The organism is Phormidium pseudopriestleyi FRX01, assembly GCF_017313335.1.
GTDB classification, from domain to species: domain Bacteria; phylum Cyanobacteriota; class Cyanobacteriia; order Cyanobacteriales; family Laspinemataceae; genus Laspinema; species Laspinema pseudopriestleyi.
In genome coordinates, this window is record NZ_JAFLQW010000019.1 from 1 (window position 1) to 4,472 (window position 4,472).

A 4,472-nucleotide genomic window follows, 5' to 3' on the forward strand; every position below is an offset into this window, starting at 1 on the left:
ATAAAAATACCGCCTGCTGTAAAGTGGGCGGCATTTTTATTCCGGATGGTTAGAGGTTAGAGGTTAACTCAGGAGTTTTTATCCAAAATCTAGCATCAACTCTTGAATAAATAGGACCGAAATCTACATGGAGGAACCTACACCAACGTAGGATCCATAGAAGAACAGACCTACAACCGTGAGGACACCCATCCCGGCGATCGTCCCGATAATCCACAAAGGAATTCTTGTTTCTCCAGACATTAAACTTGCCTCCCCATTAAAAAATTACGGATTTGGTTAAATCAACTCAAACTAGACAAACGTTACCAGTTAGTTGAAGAAATAACTGGAAAACAGAATCCCGAGAACAAAAACCAGAAGTAAACCCAAGTAGAGGGAAGTCCGGTTAAGTTCAACAGGCTGTTTGTTGGGATTAGAACTACGTGCTGGCATTGGCTTCTCCTAAACTTATCGTTGAATGAACTGCATTGCCGCGATCGCACCCAAGAAGAATACCGTAGGAACAGCTAGGGTATGAACAGCCAGCCAGCGAACGGTAAAAATTGGATAAGAAATGGGCTCGTTTGAACGATTTGTCGTCATGATTGACTACCTCCTGAAATTTATTTACTTAATGAGCAAGTCGTTAATCTGTTCTTTCGCATTAAAGCGGTCCTGAACGATCGGCACTTCCAAGCGTTCTTGGCTGAAATATTCGTTCGGACGAGGGGTGCCAAACGCATCGTAGGCTAACCCAGTGCTGACAAACAGCCAACCGGCGATAAATAGCGCAGGAATGGTCAGGCTGTGAATTACCCAATAGCGAATGCTGGTAACAATATCAGCAAACGGACGCTCTCCTGTCGATCCTGTAGACATTCAGATTCCTCCTGTAACAACGTGCAAAATCTTAATCTATGATACAAAACTTCAGAAACCATCACAAGCAAGTTCAGGGAATAAAATCCTAAAACTCTTGCGATCGCCTGATTATCGTCCTAGAAATTGAGGGCCTAAACTTAGGCGGCTTCCGAGGCCCCTTCATATTTCAGCAAAATTCCCTGCTGACCGATCGCAAAACCCGTCTCTTCATTCAGGAACAGGACCTTGTAAAAATTAGAAGGCACATCTTCTACATCCCGGTCTTTTTCCCAGGTAATCCCACCATCGGTACTCCGCAGTAAATTGCCACTGCCACCGCCAATCCACAATTCATCCGAGGTCCGATAAGCTAAATCCAACAGTCCCCAGCTTGTGGACAACTCAGGATAAATAGCTTCGTCCCAGTTTTCCGGATCATCTGGGGTGCTAAATTGCAACTGACCCCCACGGGCCAACATCCACAGACGACCATCAGCGGCAAATCCCATATTTTGGATGCGTCGGGAACTGTTGCGATTATGAGGGGCCCAGGCACTTTGACCCGGTTCCCACATTGAGAAAAAGTTTCCCTTAGCAGAAACAGCGATATATTTCCCATCAGGGGAGCGATCGAGATTTCTAATCACCCCAACCGCCTCTTCTACCATTGCCTTCCAGGTTCTTCCACCATCTTCGGTGCGATAGATCGCCCCAACATTAGTGGTCATCTCCGCTGACTTGGAACCCAGCGCAACAATGGTTAAAGGACTACCCGGGAGCTTGTCGCTGAGTGGAATTTGTTCCCAAGAATCTCCCGTATCTGTAGTATGCAGCAAAATTGAAGGTTCACCGACGATCCATCCTTCTGACCCAGCAAAACTGACCGAATTCAGGCGAGAACGTTCGTCATCCAACCCTAACTGCTTGAGTTCCCAGGTTTTGCCACCATCTGCCGTTTCCAGCAGAGTCGCTTCACTGCCCACTAACCATCCATGCTGGAGGTCATCGGTAAAGCTAATGTCATTGAGGTTAGCTTCTGTGGGTAAAGGGACGACATTCCAAGGGTTGTAACTTACAGAGGGGACCTTGCTGCAACTGACACAGAGTAGGACAACCGCCAGCAATGTAACAATTCGTTTCAAACTTTTTAAGATGGAGTCCATCACCTTCAAAATTTATCTATTTCTCAATCATGAACGGGCGTAACACCCAAACCCCGAAATTTTAGGATCAGGCGATCGCCTCGGCAGTTAGCGGCTGCTTTTAGCTTGGGTTGAGGGGTTCAGCCGAGTTGGTCCTTAGCGTAAACTGTACAAACTCAGAAAAAAGATGAATCCTAGTGCCAATGCGCTAAAAATCAAGACATTTTTCTGTGCTCCCGTCAGGGTATTGGCCCCAAACCCAAAGCCATAATTTTCCTTAAACCCCGAGGCCGTCCCTTTCGGTCCAATGTTGCTAAATTGTGTGGGTTTTGCCCCACAAACCGGGCAGCGCCAAGTCAGAGGTACTTCCGTAAACGCTGTTTCAGGAGCAATTTTACGGCCATCTCCCTTCTCGGGTTCATAAACGTAGCCGCATGAGCGGCATTCATACTGATCTAGTTCTTGAGGTTGAACTGCTTCTTCAGTGTCCATTGCACTCAAAGGATGGGAAGGTCGAAACATTAAAACGATGTTAAAGATTATGACATAGTAGTGAACCGCTTTCCATTCATAACCCTTACCGCTGCAATTCTTCGCGATCGCCCTCTACCCTGGCTCCACGCCCCTTTCTCTCCCGTTCATTGAAATCCCAAAGACTTGGCTCTGGGTGGACCCCAGTGAGGCGAACAGTTCTCTTAGCGGCTGCCTCCACAATTATGTAAAAATGTAAACCAGTCGTACAAGTCCTATCTGGCTAGAGTTACTTATTGTGTTTGTCCTCCCCGGCTACGAATATCTCCTGGGTTTCCTGTTAGCTTGCAGCCTAGTCCCGATCCTGGCCCTCAGTGTATCGAGATTAGTCAGACCCAAAGCTACCTCTCCTGAACGGCGAACCACTTATGAATCCGGCGTCGAACCCATTGGCGGGGCCTGGATCCAGTTTAATATCCGCTACTATATGTTTGCCCTGGTCTTTGTGGTCTTTGATGTGGAGACCGTCTTTCTGTATCCCTGGGCTGTCGCATTCCACCGACTCGGAGTCTTGGCTTTTATTGAAGCCCTAATTTTTATCACAATCCTTGTGATTGCTCTCGTGTATGCATGGCGTAAAGGAGCCTTAGAATGGTCATAAAATCTAATTCAACTCCCCAAAATCTGAGTGAAGGGCGGCTCATCAACCCGATCGCCAGACCCTCAGTCACTCAGGAACTCTCTGAAAATGTCATCCTCACCACCGTTGATGACCTCCACAACTGGGCTAGACTCTCTAGCTTGTGGCCCCTGATGTACGGCACTGCCTGCTGTTTCATCGAATTTGCAGCCTTAATCGGGTCCCGGTTTGACTTCGATCGCTTCGGGTTGGTCCCCCGTTCCAGCCCCCGTCAAGCGGACTTAATCATTACCGCAGGCACGATTACCATGAAATATGCACCGATTTTGGTGCGTCTGTATGAGCAAATGCCGGAACCGAAATATGTGATCGCAATGGGCGCTTGCACCATTACTGGCGGAATGTTTTCGGCAGATTCACCCACCGCAGTGCGTGGAGTGGATAAACTGATTCCGGTGGATGTCTATATGCCGGGATGTCCTCCCCGTCCCGAAGCGGTGATCGATGCGATCATCAAACTTCGCAAGAAAATCTCCAATGATGCGATCCAAGAACGGGGTCAGATTCAGCAATCCCATCGGTTCTACACTCGCCAGCACAATATGAAGGCGGTTGACCCGATTCTGACGGGGACTTATTTGGCGTCGGCGACGCGCCAAACTCCACCGAAGGAGTTAACCGAGGCGATCGGTATGCCGGTTCCCCCCGCCCTCAAAGCGAGTCAGAAGAAGGAGGAAAAACGTGCCTGAAGAGCAGAAAGAAAGCCAAGGTTCTGAAGAGAAAATTGTCCCCACGGGGAAAGTTTCTAAATGGTTGACTGAAAATGGCTTTCAACATGAAGCTTTAGAACCGGATCATTTGGGGGTAGAAATCCTCAAGGTTGATGCCCAATTTTTGATTCCGTTATCCACGGCACTCTATGCCTATGGATTTAATTATCTCCCATGTCAGTGCGGTTACGACCCAGGTCCGGGACAAGAATTGGTGAGTATGTATCACTTAATTAAGGTCACGGACAATGCCGATCGCCCGGATGAAGTTCGGATTAAAGTGTTCTTACCCAGAGAAAATCCGACGGTGCCATCGGTCTATTGGATCTGGAAAGCCGCCGATTTCCAGGAACGGGAAACCTATGATATGTACGGCATTGTTTATGAAGGACATCCGAATTTAAAACGGATTTTGATGCCGGAAGATTGGATTGGTTGGCCGTTACGGAAGGATTATATTTCCCCAGAATTTTACGAGTTGCAAGACGCTTATTAAGTTTTGGGAAAGTATTTCCAGGATAAAAATGCCCTCCTTTTGAACAAGGAGGGTATTTTTTTATGGGTTACTCTGAGGCGATCGGCTTATTGATATCATTGTTCTGTGTG

At 47.6% G+C, this 4,472-nt stretch carries 9 protein-coding genes; 3 read left to right on the forward strand and 6 right to left on the reverse strand.

Annotated features, from left to right (window positions below; genetic code table 11):
* Positions 1-123 precede the first annotated feature (123 nt).
* The 6 genes from J0895_RS00705 to J0895_RS00730 form a co-directional block, all read right to left on the reverse strand.
* The gene (locus J0895_RS00705) at positions 124-243 is read right to left on the reverse strand and encodes a photosystem II reaction center protein J (RefSeq protein ID WP_207086230.1); all 120 of its coding nucleotides are present in this window, start codon (positions 241-243) and stop codon (positions 124-126) included.
* 69 nt (positions 244-312) lie between these two features.
* Positions 313-435, reverse strand: coding sequence for a photosystem II reaction center protein PsbL (psbL, locus tag J0895_RS00710; protein ID WP_207086231.1), 123 nt, complete (start codon positions 433-435; stop codon positions 313-315).
* A gap of 15 nt (positions 436-450) precedes the next feature.
* On the reverse strand, positions 451-585 hold the full coding sequence (gene psbF / locus J0895_RS00715; RefSeq protein ID WP_207086232.1) for a cytochrome b559 subunit beta: 135 nt from the start codon (positions 583-585) through the stop codon (positions 451-453).
* A 24-nt stretch (positions 586-609) separates the two neighbouring features.
* On the reverse strand, positions 610-861 hold the full coding sequence (psbE, locus tag J0895_RS00720) for a cytochrome b559 subunit alpha (RefSeq protein ID WP_207086233.1): 252 nt from the start codon (positions 859-861) through the stop codon (positions 610-612).
* A gap of 140 nt (positions 862-1,001) precedes the next feature.
* Entirely contained in the window at positions 1,002-2,006 is a 1,005-nt protein-coding gene (locus J0895_RS00725; protein ID WP_207086234.1) for a photosynthesis system II assembly factor Ycf48, read from the reverse strand.
* A 135-nt stretch (positions 2,007-2,141) separates the two neighbouring features.
* Positions 2,142-2,507 (reverse strand): rubredoxin, encoded by a 366-nt coding sequence (locus J0895_RS00730; RefSeq protein WP_340643419.1) that lies wholly within the window; start codon positions 2,505-2,507, stop codon positions 2,142-2,144.
* A gap of 247 nt (positions 2,508-2,754) precedes the next feature.
* Between J0895_RS00730 and ndhC the strand changes: the two genes are divergently transcribed.
* From ndhC to J0895_RS00745, 3 genes are read left to right on the forward strand one after another with little or no spacing between them, the layout of a single operon-like run.
* Positions 2,755-3,117: a photosynthetic/respiratory NAD(P)H-quinone oxidoreductase subunit C gene (gene ndhC / locus J0895_RS00735; protein ID WP_207086235.1), complete on the forward strand. Its 363-nt coding sequence runs from the start codon at positions 2,755-2,757 to the stop codon at positions 3,115-3,117.
* On the forward strand, positions 3,108-3,845 hold the full coding sequence (locus J0895_RS00740) for an NADH dehydrogenase subunit K (RefSeq protein ID WP_207086236.1): 738 nt from the start codon (positions 3,108-3,110) through the stop codon (positions 3,843-3,845). Before ndhC ends, J0895_RS00740 begins: the two co-directional genes overlap by 10 nt.
* Entirely contained in the window at positions 3,838-4,362 is a 525-nt protein-coding gene (locus J0895_RS00745) for an NAD(P)H-quinone oxidoreductase subunit J (RefSeq protein ID WP_207086237.1), read from the forward strand. Before J0895_RS00740 ends, J0895_RS00745 begins: the two co-directional genes overlap by 8 nt.
* Positions 4,363-4,472 lie beyond the last annotated feature (110 nt).

What these genes read in the sequence shown, in the direction of transcription:
- J0895_RS00725 (WP_207086234.1), bottom strand. Translation starts at nt 2,006, where the DNA reads ATGGACTCCATCTTAAAAAGTTTGAAACGAATTGTTACATTGCTGGCG.
- psbF (WP_207086232.1), bottom strand. Translation starts at nt 585, where the DNA reads ATGACGACAAATCGTTCAAACGAGCCCATTTCTTATCCAATTTTTACC.
- psbL (WP_207086231.1), bottom strand. Translation starts at nt 435, where the DNA reads ATGCCAGCACGTAGTTCTAATCCCAACAAACAGCCTGTTGAACTTAAC.
- psbE (WP_207086233.1), bottom strand. Translation starts at nt 861, where the DNA reads ATGTCTACAGGATCGACAGGAGAGCGTCCGTTTGCTGATATTGTTACC.
- J0895_RS00730 (WP_340643419.1), bottom strand. Translation starts at nt 2,507, where the DNA reads ATGTTTCGACCTTCCCATCCTTTGAGTGCAATGGACACTGAAGAAGCA.
- J0895_RS00705 (WP_207086230.1), bottom strand. Translation starts at nt 243, where the DNA reads ATGTCTGGAGAAACAAGAATTCCTTTGTGGATTATCGGGACGATCGCC.
- J0895_RS00740 (WP_207086236.1), top strand. Translation starts at nt 3,108, where the DNA reads ATGGTCATAAAATCTAATTCAACTCCCCAAAATCTGAGTGAAGGGCGG.